The sequence below is a fragment of the Actinophytocola sediminis genome, from assembly GCF_054779715.1.
The window spans coordinates 87,249-103,994 of record NZ_BAAGXS010000018.1; the positions used below are offsets into that span (position 1 = coordinate 87,249).

The 16,746-nt window shown below is 72.2% G+C and carries 14 protein-coding genes; 5 read left to right on the forward strand and 9 right to left on the reverse strand.

Features of this window, described 5'->3' with window-relative positions; genetic code table 11:
- Positions 1 to 50: 50 nt before the first annotated feature.
- Genes hrpB through htpG form a run of 3 tightly spaced genes read right to left on the reverse strand, consistent with a single transcriptional unit; the run spans position 51 to position 5,616 of the window.
- On the reverse strand, positions 51 to 2,465 hold the full coding sequence (gene hrpB / locus ACYVIP_RS10735) for an ATP-dependent helicase HrpB (RefSeq protein WP_460394729.1): 2,415 nt from the start codon (positions 2,463 to 2,465) through the stop codon (positions 51 to 53).
- A 32-nt stretch (positions 2,466 to 2,497) separates the two neighbouring features.
- Positions 2,498 to 3,697 (reverse strand): hypothetical protein, encoded by a 1,200-nt coding sequence (locus ACYVIP_RS10740; protein ID WP_460394731.1) that lies wholly within the window; start codon positions 3,695 to 3,697, stop codon positions 2,498 to 2,500.
- Positions 3,698 to 3,747: 50 nt separating this feature from the next.
- Positions 3,748 to 5,616: a molecular chaperone HtpG gene (gene htpG / locus ACYVIP_RS10745; protein ID WP_460394733.1), complete on the reverse strand. Its 1,869-nt coding sequence runs from the start codon at positions 5,614 to 5,616 to the stop codon at positions 3,748 to 3,750.
- A 133-nt stretch (positions 5,617 to 5,749) separates the two neighbouring features.
- Between htpG and ACYVIP_RS10750 the strand changes: the two genes are divergently transcribed.
- Entirely contained in the window at positions 5,750 to 7,516 is a 1,767-nt protein-coding gene (locus ACYVIP_RS10750) for a carbohydrate-binding module family 20 domain-containing protein (protein WP_460394735.1), read from the forward strand.
- 9 nt (positions 7,517 to 7,525) lie between these two features.
- Here the strand turns inward: ACYVIP_RS10750 and ACYVIP_RS10755 are convergent, their stop codons facing one another.
- Positions 7,526 to 8,416: an NAD(P)-dependent oxidoreductase gene (locus tag ACYVIP_RS10755; protein WP_460394737.1), complete on the reverse strand. Its 891-nt coding sequence runs from the start codon at positions 8,414 to 8,416 to the stop codon at positions 7,526 to 7,528.
- Between the two features lie 83 nt (positions 8,417 to 8,499).
- Here ACYVIP_RS10755 and ACYVIP_RS10760 point away from each other — a divergent pair, with 83 nt between their 5' ends.
- Positions 8,500 to 8,865, forward strand: a complete 366-nt coding sequence (locus tag ACYVIP_RS10760; RefSeq protein WP_460394739.1) for a winged helix-turn-helix transcriptional regulator — start codon at positions 8,500 to 8,502, stop codon at positions 8,863 to 8,865.
- Here the strand turns inward: ACYVIP_RS10760 and ACYVIP_RS10765 are convergent.
- The 3 genes from ACYVIP_RS10765 to ACYVIP_RS10775 all read right to left on the reverse strand — a co-directional run bounded on the left by ACYVIP_RS10765 (position 8,854) and on the right by ACYVIP_RS10775 (position 11,312).
- A complete protein-coding gene (locus ACYVIP_RS10765) occupies positions 8,854 to 9,876 on the reverse strand; it encodes a LacI family DNA-binding transcriptional regulator (protein ID WP_460395211.1) in 1,023 nt (340 codons plus the stop codon). The genes ACYVIP_RS10760 and ACYVIP_RS10765 overlap by 12 nt on opposite strands.
- A gap of 53 nt (positions 9,877 to 9,929) precedes the next feature.
- Complete coding sequence (locus ACYVIP_RS10770; protein WP_460394741.1) at positions 9,930 to 10,373, reverse strand: DivIVA domain-containing protein; 444 nt, start codon at positions 10,371 to 10,373, stop codon at positions 9,930 to 9,932.
- A 111-nt stretch (positions 10,374 to 10,484) separates the two neighbouring features.
- Entirely contained in the window at positions 10,485 to 11,312 is an 828-nt protein-coding gene (locus tag ACYVIP_RS10775; RefSeq protein ID WP_460394743.1) for a class I SAM-dependent methyltransferase, read from the reverse strand.
- A gap of 50 nt (positions 11,313 to 11,362) precedes the next feature.
- Here ACYVIP_RS10775 and ACYVIP_RS10780 point away from each other — a divergent pair, with 50 nt between their 5' ends.
- Positions 11,363 to 11,953, forward strand: a complete 591-nt coding sequence (locus tag ACYVIP_RS10780; RefSeq protein WP_460394745.1) for a TetR/AcrR family transcriptional regulator — start codon at positions 11,363 to 11,365, stop codon at positions 11,951 to 11,953.
- Between the two features lie 18 nt (positions 11,954 to 11,971).
- Here ACYVIP_RS10780 and ACYVIP_RS10785 read toward each other — a convergent pair whose 3' ends face one another.
- On the reverse strand, positions 11,972 to 12,637 hold the full coding sequence (locus tag ACYVIP_RS10785) for a response regulator (protein ID WP_460394747.1): 666 nt from the start codon (positions 12,635 to 12,637) through the stop codon (positions 11,972 to 11,974).
- Positions 12,634 to 13,467: a sensor histidine kinase gene (locus ACYVIP_RS10790; RefSeq protein WP_460394749.1), complete on the reverse strand. Its 834-nt coding sequence runs from the start codon at positions 13,465 to 13,467 to the stop codon at positions 12,634 to 12,636. Before ACYVIP_RS10790 ends, ACYVIP_RS10785 begins: the two co-directional genes overlap by 4 nt.
- A gap of 138 nt (positions 13,468 to 13,605) precedes the next feature.
- On the opposite strand from ACYVIP_RS10790, the gene ACYVIP_RS10795 reads away from it, so the two are divergent.
- Complete coding sequence (locus tag ACYVIP_RS10795; RefSeq protein WP_460394751.1) at positions 13,606 to 14,313, forward strand: ABC transporter ATP-binding protein; 708 nt, start codon at positions 13,606 to 13,608, stop codon at positions 14,311 to 14,313.
- A gap of 79 nt (positions 14,314 to 14,392) precedes the next feature.
- Complete coding sequence (locus ACYVIP_RS10800; RefSeq protein ID WP_460394753.1) at positions 14,393 to 16,729, forward strand: FtsX-like permease family protein; 2,337 nt, start codon at positions 14,393 to 14,395, stop codon at positions 16,727 to 16,729.
- The last annotated feature ends 17 nt before the right edge of the window (positions 16,730 to 16,746 follow it).

Below are 16,746 nucleotides of genomic sequence, written 5' to 3' on the forward strand. Positions count from 1 at the left end.
CGATGCCCTGAATGAGGCATTGGCGACGTTCAACGTCCTCAATGAGGCATTCAGGGCAGTCGGCGCTTGGTGCGGGCGGTCGGGGTGGCGGTGGTCGGGTCGGCCGGCCAGGGGTGTTTGGGGTACCGGCCGCGCAGTTCGGCGCGGACCTGTTGGTAGCCGTCGTGCCAGAACGAGGGCAGGTCCCCGGTGACCGCGACCGGCCGGCCGGCTGGCGAGAGCAGGTGCAGCAGGACCGGCACCCGGCCACCGGCGATGGTCGGGGTCGCGGTCCAGCCGAAGGCCTCCTGGACCTTCACCGGCAGCACCGGCTCCTCGGCGGTGTAGTCGACCCTGATGTTGGCGCCGGAGGGCACCCGCAACCGGTCCGGGGCCAGCTCGTCGAGGCGCGCGGCCGCCGGCCACGGCAGCAGGCGGGACAACGCGGCCATGGTGTCCACTTTGGACAAATCGGCGCGCCTGGTGGCCGTGGTCAGCTCCGGACCCAGCCAGCTCTCGACGCCAGCCAGCAGCGCGTCGTCGGCCACGTCCGGCCACGGGTCGCCGATCGCCCGGTGTAGCAACGCCAACCGGGCGCGCAGCCGGGTGGCCGCGTCCGGCCAGCGCAACAGGCCGAGACCCACCGTGCGCAGGCCATCGAGCAGCGCCGCGCGCACGGCGGCGCGGTCGGGCCGGGTGAGCGCCCGCTCGTGCAGGACGATCGCGCCAAGGCGGGTGATCCTTCTGGCCACCACGTCACCGGCCGCCCAGGCCACTTCGTCCACTGTGGACAACAGGTTGGCCGCGGCGGACTCGGCAAGCTGTTGGTCGGCGCCGGCGGCCAGCCGGATCCGGCCCTCCGTGCGCCCCGGCTGACGGTCGGCGCTCGCGATGGCCAGCCACTCCGGGCCGGCCGACCCGGCCAGCTCGGCGGCGGTGCCGCCGGCCATCAGGTACACCCGCGAGTCGGGCGATCGGCGGCGCGCCAGGCGTTCGGGATAGGCGAGGGCCACCACCAACGCCGGATCCGCGCGGCCGGCACCCGCCGGCCCGGTGACCAGCTTGGCCAGTCGGCGCACCTCGCGCCGCCAGCGGTCCGCGCCGGCGCCGTTACGCAGCTGGCGCAGGGCGTCGCCGACGTCGGTGCCGGTGGCCACGGTGTCGTCGTCGAGCAGGGCGACCACCTCGGCCGCCGCGGTCGGGCCGAGTTCGGCCGCGCCGTCCAGCAATGCCCTGGCCAGCCTCGGATGCAGGCCGAGCTCGGCCATCCGCCTGCCCCGCGCGGTCACCCCGGTGCGGTCCAGGGCGCCGAGCGCGGTCAGCACGCTCCGGCCGGCCGCGAGCGCGCCCGCCGGCGGCGGGTCCCACCAGTCGAGGGCGCTGCCATCGGGGGTGCCCCAGCAGGCCAGCTCGAGTGCCAGCCTGGTCAGGTCCGTGGTCCGGATCTCCGGCTCCGGCTGGGCGGGCAGCGTGGGGTGCTCGTGCTCTGGCCAACACCGGTACACCCGCCCCGGCGCCTCCCGCCCGGCCCGGCCGGCGCGCTGCTCGGCCACCGACACCGAGACCCGCGTGGTCACCAGGCCGGCCAGCCCGCGCCGATGGTCCATTCTGGACACCCTGGCCTGACCGGAGTCCACCACCGCGCGCACCCCGGGCACGGTCAGGCTCGACTCGGCGACCGCGGTCGCCAGCACGACCCGCCTGGCCGACCCCGGCCGCAGCGCGGCGTCCTGGCGGGCGGCCGGCAGCCTGCCGTGCAGCGCGACCACCGGAACCCCGCTGAGCAGCGCCGTGGTCCTGGCGATCTCCCCGGCACCAGGCAGGAACGCGAGCACATCACCATCCACTTCGGACAGTGCACGACGGACCGCGCGGGCGACACAGGCCTCAACGCGTTCCCCGCGCGACGGCGGGGTGTAGGCGACCTCGACCGGGTAGGTCCGCACGCTCGCCGACACCACGGGCGCGTGCTCGCCGAGCAGCGCGGCGATCCGGTCGGTGGCCACGGTCGCCGACGTGGCGAGCAGCCGCAGGTCGGGGCGCAGGCCGGCACGGGCGTCCAGCAGGAGTGCCAGCAGCAGGTCGGCGTCCAGGTGCCGCTCGTGGCACTCGTCGAGCAGCACGGTGTGCACGCCGGCCAGGCTCGGGTCGTGCTGCAGCCGGCGGACCAGCAGGCCGGTGGTGACCACCTCGATCTCGGTGGCCTTCGACACTCTGCGGTCGCCCCGGATCGAGTAGCCGACGCGCTCGCCGACCGGCTCGCCGAGCAGCGCCGCCATCCGCGCGGCCGCCGTGCGCGCCGCCAGCCGCCGCGGCTCGGCGACCACCACCCGGCCGGCCTCGGCCAGCGCCAGCGGCACGATCGTGGTCTTGCCGGTGCCCGGCGGGGCGACCAACACCGCCGCGCCGTGCTCGGTGAGCGCGTCCCGCACGTCGCCAAGTACCGCGCGCACCGGCAGGTCAGGCAGATCAGCTGGCAGACGCACGGATCAAGTGTGCCCTGTGTGCAGCACCCCGGTCAGCGGCCGCCCTCGCGTAACGCGCGTACGGTGGCCTTCGCCCGGCGGTAGTTGCGCAGCAGCCAGCGGGCCTTGGGGTCCTCGCCGTACCGGTCGAGCAGGACGCCCCGCACGCTGGTCGCCGGCTCCGGTGTGGCCGCCCGCTCCTCGGCGACCTGCTGGCGCTCCTGGTCGACCAGCCGCAGCGTCGCCGCCAGCGCGTACACGGCGGCGTCGAGCACCTCGGCCGGGTCCGCGCCGTCCGGGTGGCCGGCCTCGGCGCGCCAGGCCGGCAGCAGGTCGGCGAGGTCGCCGACGACGTGGTAGCCCGCCGTGCGCACCGCCTCGACGGCGTCCTTGCTCCACTGCTCGACCCACGGCCGGTCCTCGACCGGCAGCGCCAGCGGCACCGCGCCCGGCCTGCCGGCGAGCACCTCCACCGCGAGGAACCGCTTGACCAGGCTCTCGTAGCCGCGCCAGTCGAGCTCGTCGCGGATGCCGGTGTCGTTGAGCAGCCGCAGCAGGTTCGTCTCCACCACGCCGGTCGACGGGTTCTGCACGTCCATCCGCGTCGGACACGCGGCGGGGTCGACCCCGATGAGCTTCGCGAACCGCTTCCAGAGCGCGTCGCGGGCGGCGCCGCGGGGCAGCGGGAGCACGTGCACCCGTTCCGGCGGCACGTCGGCCGCCCAGGTGCGCAGGATCTCCGGCAGGTCCTGGTAGCTCCAGAAGGTGTCCGCGAAGTAGGGGTCGATCGAGTCGTCCTCGCCGCGCAGCGACCGGCTGAACTCGTCGAAGGTCAGCGTGCCGGTGTTCTTGACGTCCTCCTGCCACACCGCCGGCAGCTGCCGGGCGAGGTCCCGCGCGGTGCACACCAGGTGCACCTCCGCGTCACCGAAGGAGTGCACCGCGCGCCGGACGGCCGCCGGGGAGGCGGCGGCGAGCATCTCGTGGGAGATGACCGACGTCCCCGGCCAGCCGCGCGCCTCGCCGGCGATCCGGTTCCAGGCGCCGGTCGTCTCCGGGTCGAGCTGGCCGTGGAAGGTCCGGCCGAGCAGGTCGAGCGTGCCGAGGAACTGCTCGTCGGCCCTGCTGGCCGGATACCGCACACCGGCCGCACCGAGGCTTTCCTGGTTGTGCCACAGGACTTCCTGTAAATAGGTGGTCCCGCTCTTCGGCGTGCCGATGTGCAGGAAGACCCGGCGGGTGCGATCAGCCATGGCGCCCCACCCTAGGTGATCACGTCCAGTGGCTCACCACGTGCCCAGGGTCAGATCGCCTGCTCCAGCCGGGTTGCCAGGACCTTCACGAACTTCGCCGGATCGGGCAGGTCACCGCCCTCGGCGAGCAGCGCCAGGTCGTGCACCAGCTGCGCGGTCTCGGCCAGCCGGGAGTCCTCCGCACCGCGTTCGGTGTGCGCCGCGCGCAGGCCGGTGATCAGCGGATGGGTCGGGTTCAGCTCCAGGATCCGCTTGACCGGCGGCAGTTCCTGACCCATCGACCGGTACATCTTCTCCAGCGTCGGCGTCAGGTCGTGCTCGTCGCCGACGATGCAGGCGGGCGAGGTGGTCAGCCGGGAGGAGAGCCGGACCTCCTTGACCGTGTCGCCCAGCGTGGTGGTCATCCAGCCGAGCAGGTCGGCGAACTCCTCGGTCTGCTCGGTGTCGGTCGAGGAGTCCAGGTCGATCTGGCCCTTGGCCACCGACTGGAACTGCTTGCCCTCGAAGCCGTCCACGCCGTCGACCCACATCTCGTCGATCGGGTCGGTGAGGATGAGCACCTCGTAGCCCTTGTCCTGGAACGCCTCCATGTGCGGCGAGCTCTCGATGCTGGTCCTGGAGTCGCCGGTCAGGTAGTAGATGTGCTCCTGACCCTCCTTCATCCGCTCCACGTAGGCGGCCAGCCGCGTCTGGCCCTCGGCGGAGTTGGTGGAGGCGAACGAGCAGATCTCCAGGATCGAGCTCCGGTTGTCCTGGTCGGCGACCAGGCCCTCCTTCATCACCTTGGCGAACTCCGACCAGAAGGTCTGGTACTTCTCCTCCGGCAGCGCCTTGATGGTGGCGAGCACCTTGCGCACCAACCGCTTGCGGATCAGCTGGATCTGGCGGTCGCGCTGGAGGATCTCCCTGGACACGTTCAGCGACAGGTCCTGCGCGTCGACGACGCCCTTGACGAAGCGCAGGTACTCGGGCACCAGCTCCTCGCAGTCGTCCATGATGAACACGCGTTTGACGTAGAGCTGGATGCCGCGCTTGGCCTCCCGCACGAACAGGTCGAACGGCGCGCGGGACGGGATGAACAGCAGCGCCTGGTACTCGAAGGTGCCTTCGGCCTGCAGCCGGATCGTCTCCAGCGGCGCGCTCCAGTCGTGGCTGACGTGCCGGTAGAACTCGGTGATCTCGTCCTCGGTGACCTCGCTGGCCGAGCGCGCCCACAGCGCCTTCATCGAGTTGACGGTCTCCGGCTCACCAGCGCCGTCCTCACCGACGGACTCGGGGGCCATCCTGATCGGCCAGGTGATGAAGTCCGAGTACCGCTTGATGATCTCGCGCACCTTCGCGCGGGCGGCGTAGTCGTGGAGGTTGTCCTCCTGGTCCTCCGGCTTGAGGTGCAGGGTGACCGAGGTGCCAAGGGGCGCGTCCTGCGCCGGCTCGATCGTGTAGGTGCCCTCGCCGCCGGACTCCCAGCGCACGCCCTCGTCGGCGCCCGCGTGCCTGGTCACCAGCGTGACCCTGTCGGCGACCATGAACGTCGAGTAGAAGCCGACGCCGAACTGGCCGATGAGGTCGGCCGAGGCCGCCGCGTCCTTGGTCTCGCGCAGCTTGCCGAGCAGCTCCGCGGTGCCGGACTTGGCGATGGTGCCGATCAGGCTGACCACCTCGTCCCGGCTCATGCCGATGCCGTTGTCGCGCACGGTGAGCGTGCGCGCGGCCGGGTCGAGCTCGATGGCGATGTGCAGGTCGGACGTGTCGGCCTGGAGTTCCTTGTCCTGGTAGGTCGCCAGTCGGAGCTTGTCCAACGCGTCCGACGCGTTGGACACCAACTCCCGGAGGAACACGTCCTTGTTGGAGTAGATCGAATGGATCATCAGCTGCAGCAGCTGGCGGGCCTCGGACTGGAACTCGAGCGTCTCGGTCACTGGATTCCTTCTGGTGTAGAGCTTTTCCGGCCCGATCGTAGCCAGCCGTTTACAGCGTGGGGAGTGCGGCGCTAATCTGCAAGATGTTTCAGTATCTTGCGCAAGGTTCGTGACTCTCGACGAGGAGAGCGGTATGCGCCCCACCCTGCTGCGTTCGACCATCCTCCCCGTGATCGCCGTGCTCACTGCGGGCGCCCTGTCCGCGCCGGTCGCGACGGCCGAACCGGCGCCGCCCGCCGTGTCGGTCGCCGTGCCGATCGCCGCCGACACCGGGGTGCCCAACGGCGACGTGATCGCCAACCTGTGGTCGTGGAACTGGCGTTCCGTGGCCGCCGAGTGCGCCGACCACCTCGACCCGGCCGGCTACGGCGCGGTCTGGGTCGCCCCGCCGTCGGAGTCGCTGCGCCACCCCAGCGGTGTCTGGTGGGACGTCTACCAGCCCTACAGCTACCGCCTGGACAGCCGGTTCGGCACCGAGGCCGAGTTCTCGGCGATGATCGGCGCGTGTCACGCCGCGGGCGTGAAGGTCTACACCGACGCGGTGGTCAACCACACCGCCGCGCAGACCGGGACCGGCTACGACGGCACGGTGGTCAGCGACAAGTACGACCCGCCGATGTACGACCGGGGCGAGTACAACGTCGACGTCTGCGACCGGGCCATCAGCGACTGGGGCGACCGGTGGGAGGTCCAGCACTGCGAACTGCTCGATCTGCCCGACCTGAAGACCGAGTCCAGCGGGGTGCGCGCGAAGCTCGCCGGCTACCTCAACTCCCAACTCGCCCTCGGCGTCGACGGGTTCCGGATCGACGCCGCCAAACACATGCCGAGCACCGAGCTGGCCGCGATCGTCGGACAGCTGACCGACACCACCGCCGGCGCCCGGCCGTACGTGTTCCACGAGGTCTTCCCCGGCGAGCCGCCGGCGCCGAGCGAGTACTACGGCAGCGGGGACGTGCTGGACTTCTTCTACGCCGACCGGGTCAAGGGCGCGTTCCAGGGTGACATCGCGACCTTGGCGGACTTCGGCCCCGGCTGGGGAATCCTGCCGGCGGCGAACTCGGTCTCCTTCGTCACCAACCACGACACCGAACGCAACGGCCGTCATCTGTCCTACAAGGACGGTGCGACCGCGGTGCTGGCCAACGTGTTCCAGCTCGCCTGGGAGCACACAACGCCCACCGTGTACGCCGGGTTCGAGTTCACCGACGCCGAGGGCGCGCCGCCGAACGCGAACGGCTTCGTCACCGACACCACCTGCGGCGGCGGCTGGTACTGCCTCAACCGGGATCCCCGGATCGCCGGCATGGTCGGCTGGCACAACGCCGTCGGTGGCGCGGACCTGGCCAACTGGCAGTCGCCGGCGTCGAACGTGATCGGCTTCGGCCGGGGCGGCGCGGGTTTCGTCGCCATCAACAACACCGGCGCCGCGCACACCGCGCAGTACACCACCGGCCTGGCCGACGGCGCCTACTGCGACGTGACCACCGGCTGCGCGAGCAGCGTCCAGGTCAGCGGCGGCCGGGCCACGCTCACCGTGCCGCCAAAGGGAGTGGTGGCCTTCCACACCGGCGCCACCGGCGAGCCGGCCCCCGGCCAGGTGGCGACGAACTACACCGTGACCGCCACCACGACCTGGGGCCAGAACGTCCACGTGGTCGGCAACGTGGCCCAGCTCGGCAGCTGGAACCCGGCCGCCGCGGTGCCCCTCACCACCGGCGACGCCACCTACCCGCAGTGGCACGGCAGCGGCACGCTGCCGGCCAGTGCCGACATCGAGTTCAAGTTCGTCATCCGCCAGGACGGCCAACCCGTGATCTGGGAATCCGGCGCCAACCGCGTCCTGCGCACCCCGGCCACCGGTCCGCTGACGATCAACGGCGGCACGTTCCGCCGGTAGCGCGCGGGTTCAGCGCGGTTCTCGGATGCCGTCGATGATGCGGGTCCAGTTGTCGCCGCCGTGCCCGTGCTCGATCGCGTGGCGGTAGTGGGCCTGTACGGCACGCGGGAGCGCGAGGTCGAGGCCCAGTGTCGTGCTGGTCTCGACGATGTGGTCGGCCGTCGCGCCCATCATGGTGACCGTGCTGAGGTCGCCGGGATGGTCGCCGGCGTCGAGCACGCTGCCGGGGTGCTGCTCACCGGCTCGGAGCATGGCGCCGATCGAGTCGGTGGTGGTGAGCAACTCCGGCAGCGCCTCGGCGGCCTTCACTCCGGCGGCGCCCAGCATCGCGGTGGCCTGCATCAGTCCGGACAAGGTGGTGAGGAACGCCGTGAGCTGGGCCTGGTACATCAGCTGGGCCAGGCCGGGGTCCTCGCCGAGGTGGCGTGGCGTGCCGAGCAGTGCCAGTGCCGCCAGGTGGTGGGCCGGCACCGGGTCACGGCCGCTGTAGTAGACGTAGGCCGCCGCCGTGCCGATCATCGGTGCCGGGATCATGACGCCGCCGGTGAGGAAGGCGGCGCCGTGGCCCGCCGCCCAGGTCGCCGCCGCGCGTGAACGGTCGGGGGTGTCGGAGCTCAGGTTGACCAGCGTCCGACCGGCCAGTGCCGTGGTCGCGCCGTCGAGGATGTCGTACATCGCCTGGTAGTCGGTGAGGCTGAGGATCACCAGCTCGCTTGCCTGGACGGCCTCGCGCGGGGTCGCCGCGCGCGTCGCCCCGTCGGCGACGACGCCGTCGGCCCGGCCGGCGGTGCGGTTCCAGACGGTGACCGGGTGGCCGGCGGTGAGCAGGGCGCGGGTCATCGCCTGGCCCATCGGGCCAAGCCCGATCACGGTGATGGTGGGGTTCTTGGAGTCGTTCACGCCGCCATGCTCCGCGAGAGCTTCTACAATCGGAAGTACCCACTATTTACTGCGGTACTTACCTTTTAGTAAGGGGATCGGTGATGGCCAAGGCGCCCCGGTGCGGACCGTACATCTGCGGCATCGACGCCGCGCTGGACGTGGTGAGCGGCAAGTGGAAGGGGCTGATCCTCTGGGAGCTCGACACCCACCGGGTACGCCGGTTCGCGCAGCTCCGGCGCGGTCTGCCGGGCGTGAGCGAGAAGATGCTGACCCAGCACCTGCGGGAGATGGAGCAGGACGGTCTCGTGCGTCGGGAGGTCTATCCCGAGGTGCCGCCCAAGGTGGAGTACTCCCTGACCGAGCACGGGCGCACGCTCAACCAGGCGCTCGGGCCGCTCGGCGCCTGGGGGACCGAGCGGTTGCGCCGCGAAGGATCCGCGATGGTCGAGCTGGCCTCACCCCAGTGAGCGGCGGGCGGCCGTGGAGCCGCGGACTACCAGCTCCGGCAGGAAGACGAACTCGGCGTGCGGGGCCGGGGTGCCGCCGATCTCCTCCAGCAGCGCGTTGACCGCGGCCTGGCCCATCGACTCGACCGGCTGGCGCAACGTGGTCAGCGGGGGATCGGCGAACACGATCAGCGGCGAGTCGTCGAACCCGACGACCGACACGTCCTGGGGCACCGACAACCCCCGCTGCCGCGCCGCCCGGACCGCGCCGAAGGCCATCAGGTCACTGCCGCAGACGATCGCGGTGCATTCCTTGTCCAGCAAGGTGTTCGCCGCCGCCTGGCCGCCCTCGACGGTGAACAGCGAGTGTGCCACGAATGCCTCGGCCTGCTCGGCGGTGTAGGGCAGCAGGGTGCGCACGGACTGCACGAAGCCCTCGATCTTGCGTGCCACCGGCACGAACCGGCGCGGCCCGACCGCGAGCCCGATGCGTTTGTGGCCGAGCTCGACCAGGTGCGCGGTGGCCAGCCGCACGGCCGCGCGGTCGTCGGTGGACACGAACGGCGCGGACACCTTCTCCGTGTACCCGTTGATCATCACGAACGGCACGCCCCGGCCGGCGAGCTTGACGTAGCGGTTCATGTCGGCCGTCGAGTCGGCGTGCAGGCCGGAGACGAACACGATCCCGGTGACTCCCCGGTCGACCAGCAGTTCGGTCAGTTGGTCCTCGGTCGACCCGCCGGGTGTCTGGGTGCACAGCACCGGGGTGTAGCCCCTGCTGGTGAGCACCTGCTCGATCACCTGCGCCAGCGCGGGAAAGATCGGGTTGCTCAGCTCCGGGGTGATCAGCCCGACCAGTCCGGCGCTGCGCGCGCGTAGCTTGGGCGGCCGTTCGTAGCCCAGGACGTCCATCGCGGCCACCACGGTCTGCCGGGTGGCCGAGGAGACCCCCGCCTTGCCGTTGATCACCCGGCTGACCGTCGCCTCGCTGACCCCGGCCTGTGCGGCGATGTCGGCGAGTCGCGCGGTCATCCTGGCCGAGTCCATGACCCTATGAAAGCCGTTTCAGGAACTTTCAGCAAGAGTCACCGGCCAGGGGTGAGCGCGTCCTCCAGCCGGTCGAGCTCGACGGAGATCCCGTCGCGCAACGTGTGTAACCGGTGGACGATGCCGGCGACCATCTCGATGTGCTCCGGGCCGACGACGTGCTGGGTGACCTGCTGGGGGTTGGTCACCGCGAGCCGGCGGATCTCGTCGGCCGAGACGCGGGCGGCGGTGACGATGGCCTCGGCCCGCGCCTTGGCCTCCTGTTCCCACCCCTCGGTCACCCGCTCCATGGTCCCGGTGGTCTGTCGCCAGTGCTTGAGCCGGTCGATCTCCCTTCGCTGGTCGGTGATCGTGCGGTCGAGCGCGTTGAGCGCGCGCACGACCTCGTCGAGGAAGTCGTCGACCTGATCCTCGTTGTATCCCCGCGAAGGGAAGCGCGCCTGGTCGAACCGCGCGTTCTCGACGGCGTGCGCCGTCAGCACAGGTGCATCCTTGGCCACCCCCGCACCTAACTATCACCACCGCCCGATGTCCAGGCCGCCGCGATGCCCTGAATGAGGCATTGGCGACGTTCAACGTCCTGAATGGGGCATTCAGGGCAGTTGACCTGCCAGGAGCTCGCGGACCGCGGTGAGCGTGACCGTCGTGTACCGCACGGGGAGCTCGCCGCCGAGATCGTCGATGACCGCGCCGATGCCGGCGAGCAGCTCGGCCAGCACCTCCGGCGGCAGCGTGGTGTGCACGCCCTGGGTCGGGACCAGGTCCAACCACTCCGCGCGGGTGTAGGTCCGCTCCCAGGCCGACCGCGCCTGCGCGGGTTCGCCGAACGCGCCCGTCCGCGCGATCCCGTCGGCCGTCGTGCCGACCATCGCCGTGTAGGTCTCCTCGGCGTTCGCGGTCGTCGCCCGGCGGGCGAGCTGGTAGGCGAGCGAGTCGGGCAGCACCCGGCGGTACACCTCGATGACGGCCTCGTTCGCCGAGGCGGGCGGCTCGGCGACGTTCCAGTACACCGCGAGCCGCCCGCCCGGCCGCAGCACCCTGGCCGCTTGCCGCGCGCCGGCGACCGGGTCCACCCAGTGCCAGGCCTGGCCGGCGGCGACCACGTCGAACTCCCGGCCGGCCGGGTCCCACTTCTCGAACGTGCTCACCTCGACGTCGAGGCCGCGGGCCTTGGCGAACTCGGCCATCCGCCGGTCGGGCTCGATGCCGAGCACCCTGGCGCCCAGCGCCTGGAACTGCCTGGCGTCGATGCCGGTGCCGCAGCCGACGGCGAGCACGTCCTGGCCGGCGGCCGCGATGTCGGCGATGACCTGGGCGGGGTAGGTGGGCCGGGTCCGGTCGTAGCGCGCGGCGTCGACGCCGAACGACTCGGCCACGTCGCGATGCTGATGGGGATCGGCCGACGACGGTACAGTGGGCATGCGCCCACCTTAAGTGGGCAAGTGCCCACTATGCAAGCGGAGGTCGCGTCGTGCCAACCGGGGTGGCCATCCGCGCCGTCCGCGAGCGCCTGTTCGCCTCCGCCGAGCGCATCCTGCTCCGGGACGGGCCCAGCGGGCTGACCAGCCGTGCGGTCACGGTGGAGGCCCTGGTCGCGAAGGGCGTGCTGCACCGGCACTTCACCGACTTCGACGGCTTCCTCGCCGAGCTGGTGCTCGACCGCGTCCAGCGGATGGACGACCAGGCGGCCGCGCTGCGCGCGTCGGCGGGCACCGGCACGGTCGTGGACAACCTCACCGAGTCGATCCGCGCGCTGTTCGGCTCGGTCGCGGTGGCGGTCGTCGCGCTGATCACGTTCCGCGACGAGCTGCGCGCCCGGCTGCGCGACACCTACCCGGCGGGCGTCCCGGTGCTGACCGACGCGGCCGTCATGATCGCCGGCTACCTCGCCGAGGAGCGCGACCTCGGCCGCATCGCCGCGGACGTCGACGTCAACGGCCTCGCGCCGATGCTGATCGGGACCGGGCACCTGCTGTTCGCCGACCGGGGCAGCAGCCCGCCCGACGCCGACGCGGTCCGCCGCATGGTCACCACGGTCGTCGGTGGCGTGCTGCGCGGCTGAGTTGAGTGGTTGAGCCAGTCAGCTCGGGTCGCCTGGGGTGACCAGCCCTGTTTCATAGGCGAGCACCACGGCCTGGGCGCGGTCGCGCAGGTTGAGCTTGGCGAAGATGCGGGCGACGTGGGTCTTCACCGTGGCCTCGCTGAGAGTCAGCTCCTCGGCCAGCTCGGCGTTGGAGCTGCCCCGGCCCATCAGCGCGAGCACCTCCCGCTCCCGGGGCGTGAGCGCGGTGAGGTCCCGGTGGATGGCCGGCTCCCTGCCCGCACCGGCGGCGAAGCGCCGCACCAGCCTGCGGGTGATCGACGGCGCGAGCAGCGCGTCCCCGGTGTTGACCAGGCGCACGGCGGCCACCAGGTGCTCGGGGGTGACGTCCTTGAGCAGGAAGCCGCTGGCCCCGGCGGCGAGCGCGGCGTAGACGTAGCGGTCGAGGTCGAAGGTGGTCAGCATGAGCACCCGGCAGTCGGCGACCCGCTCCAGGATCCGCCGGGTGGCCTCCAGGCCGTCCATGTTCGGCATCCGGATGTCCATGAGCACCACGTCGGGCCGCAGGTCCCTGGTGACCGCGACCGCCTCGGCGCCGTCGGCCGCCTCGCCGACGACGTCGATGCCGCCGGAGGTGAGGATCATCCGGAACCCGGTGCGCACCAGCGCCTGGTCGTCGGCGATGACCACACGCGGGTCCCTCACGGCCGGTCCAACGGAATCCGCGCCCTGACCCGGAAGCCGCCGCCGAGCCGCCGCCGGGCGTCCAGGTCGCCGCCGAAGGCCGCCACCCGCTGGCGCAGCCCGAGCAGGCCGCGACCCTCCCGGTCCGCGCGCTCGTGGCGCGGCGGCCGGTCGCCGGACAGCACGCTCTGGCCGCTGTTGAGCACCTCCACCCGCAGGTAGTGGTCGGTGTAGCGCACGGTCACCTCCGCCTTGCGCCCGTCGCCGTGCTTGAGCGCGTTGGTCAGCGCCTCCTGGATGATCCGGTACGCGGTCAGGTCGACGCCGGAGGGCAGCGGCCGGGGGTCGCCGGAGATGCGGACCTCCACCGGCAGCCCGGCGAACGCGATCCGGTCGATCAGCGGGCTGAGCCGCGCCAGGCTCGGCTGCGGCGACAGGTCCGACGGGCCCGCGTCGTCGTCATCGCCGTCACCGCCGTCGGCCGCCGGGGCGAGCACGCCGAGCAGGGTGCGCAGCTCGGTCATGGTGTCCCGGCCGGCCGCCTCGACGGCCTGGAGCGCGGCCGCGGCCTGGTCGAGGTCGGCGTCGAGCACCCGGCGGGCGGCCCCGGCCTGTACCACCATGACGCTCACGTTGTGGCTGACGATGTCGTGCAGCTCCCTGGCGATTCTGGCGCGTTCGGTGTCGACCGCCTTGCTGGCCGCGCTCTCCCGTTCCCGCTCCAGCAGCCAGCCGCGTTCCTCGAGCGCCTTCCCGAACGCCCGCCTTGCCCTGGCCAGCCGCACCGCGAGCACCACCGCCACGACCACGGCGGCCGCGGCGACCAGCCAGGCCGCGAGGGGATCCCACACCGGACCACTCTGGCAGGACACCGCGCGCGAGCGCGTCATCCCCCCGGGGCAGCGGCTACATCCCCGGGATGACCCCGCCGCCCCGGTTACCTCCCCTGACCGATGTCCCCCCACGCCGGATGCTTCAGGATTCCCGTCGTGACCAGTGACAACAGCGCGCCGCCTCCGGTCGTCGAGCTGACCGGGGTGCGCAAGGAGTACAGCGACTCGATCGCCCTGGCCGGCCTTTCGCTGACCATCCGCGCGGGGGAGGCGGTGGCGGTGATGGGGCCGTCGGGCAGTGGGAAGTCGACGTTGCTCAACATGGTGGCCGGGCTGGACCGGCCGACCAGCGGCTCGGTGGTGGTGCACGGCGAGGACCTCGGGAAGCTGGGGGAGACCGGCCTCGCGCTGTTCCGCCGCCGCCGGATCGGCATGATCTTCCAGTTCTTCAACCTGCTCGACGACCTGCCGGCGCTGGACAACGTCGCGCTGGCCGCGCAGCTGACCGGCACCTCGGCGGCCCAGGCCCGCCGGCGCGCGCTGGAGCTGCTAGACGAGCTCGGCATCGCCGATCGGCGCGACATCTACCCGGCGCGGCTCAGCGGTGGCGAGCGGCAGCGGGTCGCGGTCGCCAGGGCACTGATGAACCGCCCGGCGCTGCTGCTGGCCGACGAGCCGACCGGTGCGCTGGACAGCAGGTCCGGCGAACAGGTGATGGACCTGCTGCTCGACCTGAACCAGATCGGCCAGACCCTGCTGCTGGTGACCCACGACCAGCGGCTGGCCACCCGCTGCGCCAGCCGCCTGGTCGAACTCGTCGACGGCCGCGTAGCCCAGGAATCCAGCCTGGAGCACACCCCATGACCGAACCGAACCGCAGCGAAGGGCTCCTTCACTGCACTGGACGCAGCGAAGGGCTCCTTCGCTGCGGGTGGGAGCTGGCATGAGCGCGCTGGGCAGGGTGGCGCGGGCGGCGGTGCGGCGCCGGCGGGTGCAGACGGTGGTGATCGGGCTGGTCGTCGCGGTCTCCACCGGGACGATCGTGCTCGCGCTCGGGTTGCTCGCGGCGGCCTCCGACCCGTTCGAGCGGGCACACGACCAGCAGCGCGGCGCCCACCTGGTCGCCGCCTTCGACAACACGGTGGTGTCCGCCGACCAGCTCACCCAGGCCGCCGACCAGGCCGGGGTCGACGCGGTCGCCGGGCCGTTCGGGCAGACCAGCCTGGACACCTCCGACAGCGGGCACGGTCTGGCCGACTCGCTGACCACGGTCGGCCGGGCCGACCCCGGCGGCGCGGTGGACCGGCTCGACGTGTGGCACGGCCGGTGGGTCACCGGGCCCGGCGAGATCGTGCTGAACATCGCCCCAGGGCACCACGAGGACCGGCTGGCCCCGCTCGTCCTCGGCATGCGGATCGCCACCCCCGGTCATCCGGACCTGACGGTCGTCGGCTTCGCCTACTCGGTCGGCGCGTCCGCCGACGCCTGGGTCACCCCGGCCCAACTGGCCGACCTCGGCGAGACCACCCTGCAGCTGCAGTACCGCTTCACCGACGCGGCCACCGTCGAGGCGATCGCCGCCGGCCAGGCGAAGGTGACCGCCGGCCTGCCCGGCGACGCCGTGCTCGGCACCCAGTCCTATCTCGCGGTGCTCCAGCAGCTCAGCTCCGAGCTCGGCGCGTACGTGCCGTTCCTGATCGTCTTCGGGATCCTCGGGCTCACGGTGTCGGTGCTGATCGTGGCCAACGTGGTCAGCGGCGCGGTGGTGGCCGGCTTCCGGCACATCGGCGTGCTCAAGGCGCTCGGCTTCACGCCGAACCAGGTGATGCTGGTCTACCTGGTGATGGTCCTGGTCCCGGCCGCCGCCGGGGCCGTGGTCGGCACGCTGGTCGGCAACATCGTCGCCGGGCCGCTGATCGCCGACACGTTCGGCGTCCTGGGCACCGGCGACGTCGGCATCGCGGTCTGGGTGGACGTCCTCGCGCTGGTCGGCATGCCGGTCGTGGTGGCGCTGGCCGCGATGGTGTCCGCGCTGCGGGCCCGAGGGCTGCCGGCCATCGAGGCGATCAGCGCGGGCAGCGCGCCCAAGGCGGGCCGGGCGCTGCGGATCCAGCGCTGGCTGTCCGGGCTACGGCTGCCGCGCTCGGTCAGCCTGGGCGTCGGGGTGTCCTTCGCCCGCCCGGCACGCAGCGCGCTGACGCTGGCGGCCATCGTCCTCGGCGCCACCACGGTGACCTTCGCGATCGGCGCGATGATGTCGGTGAACGCGTACTCGGCCGCGATGCGGCCGGTGCACGCCGACCGGCTGGACTTCCACGCCGGTCTGCCGGCGGGCGTGGAGCCGCCCCCCGGCGCACCGGTGCGCACGCCGCGGCTCAGCGACGCCCAGGACGAGCAGCTGCTGCGTTCGACGCCCGGCGCGGTGCGGGTCACCGCGATGGCCCACCGGGACGTGCACGTCGTCGGCGGGAAGCAGAACATCGGGCTGCGGTTCTACCGGGGGGACACCGACGAGCTCAGCCCGAAAGTCCTCAGTGGACAGTGGCCGGACGGTCCCGGCCAGGTCGCGGCGTCGACGAGGTTTCTCAACCAGCGCGGACTCGAGGTCGGTGACGTGCTCACCGTCGAGCTGGACGGACAACGCGCGCGGCTGCGGATCGTCGGGGTCGTGCTGGTCAACTACGACACCATGGCCTTCGCCGACTGGTCGACGCTGACCGCGCTCGCGCCCGACACCAGGGCGCACACCTACACCGTCCAGTTCGCGCCGGAGGTCGACCAGCGGGCCTACACCGACACCGTGCTGGCCGGTGACCCCGGGCTGGAGGCCGCGCAGCGGGACTCCACCTCCGACTCGGCCGTCGTGCTGATCGGCACGACCACGTTGCTCACGGTGGTGCTCGGCGCGGTCGCGGCACTCGGGGTGTTCAACACCGTCGCGCTCAACGCCCGCGAACGCCGCCGCGACCTCGGCATGCTCAAGTCGATCGGGATGACCCCGCGGCAGGTCACGGTGATGATGGTGACCTCGATGGGGGTGCTCGGCGTGGTCGGCGGGCTGATCGGCCTGCCGCTGGGCGTCGCGACCCACCAGCTGGTCGTGCCCGCCATGCTGCGCGCGTCCCAGTCCGAGGTCTTCGACTTCATGCTGGAGGTCTACCGGGCGCCGATGCTGGTCCTGCTCGGGCTGGCCGGCGTGGTCATCGCCGTGCTCGGCGCGCTCCTCCCGGCGCGCAGCGCGGCCAGGACACCGATCGCGGCGGTGCTCCGCAACGAGTGACGCCGGCGGATGCCTCG